This is a genomic window from Streptomyces sp. NPDC059524, from assembly GCF_042749255.1.
GTDB lineage: Bacteria > Actinomycetota > Actinomycetes > Streptomycetales > Streptomycetaceae > Streptomyces > Streptomyces xanthii.
Map to the genome: position 1 here is coordinate 2,550 of NZ_JBHYTK010000301.1, position 618 is coordinate 3,167.

Sequence of the window (618 nt, forward strand, 5' to 3'; positions counted from 1 at the left end):
CGCCTGAATGCGGCGCCCGCCGGGGGGATTCGGGGGGCCGCCCTGGGAGTCGACCTGCGCGCGGTCCTGCTTCGAGGGGCGCGGCTCGGCGACGCCGCCGGCGGCCTTGCGGGTGGCGCGGCGACGGCCGCGGCGCGGGCCGGTCTCCTCGGCGGGCTCGGCGGCGGCCGCGGGCTCCTCGGCCGGCTCGGCGGCCTGGACGGGCTCGGGCGCGGACACCGTACGGGTGGCGCGGCGGCGGCCGCGGCGCGGGGCCGCGTCCTCGGCGGCGGGCTCCTCGGCGGCCTCGGGCTGATCGGGGGCGGCGGGCTGCGCGGGCTCGGCCTGCTCGGGGGCCTCGGTGGCCTCCGGGGCGGCGACGGCGCGGGTCGCACGGCGACGGCGGCGCGGCGCGGCGGGCTCCTCGGCGGGCGTCTCGACCGGCTCGGGCGCGGCGACGGCCTCGGCGGGGGCGCTCTCGGTGACCTGCGGGGCCTCGGCGGCCTCGGTGGCCTCCGGGGCGGCGACGGCGCGGGTCGCACGGCGGCGACGGCGCGGCGCGGGGGCCTCCTCGGCGACCGGCTCGGCGGCGACGGGCGCGGCGGCGACGGGCGCGGCGGCGGGCGCGGGGGCCTCGAC

Annotated in this window: 1 pseudogene; it reads right to left on the reverse strand. The window is 86.1% G+C overall.

The annotated features are described in order from the left end of the window. A pseudogene (locus tag ACFW9D_RS38295) lies at positions 1 to 618 on the reverse strand (ribonuclease E/G); the annotation flags it as partial.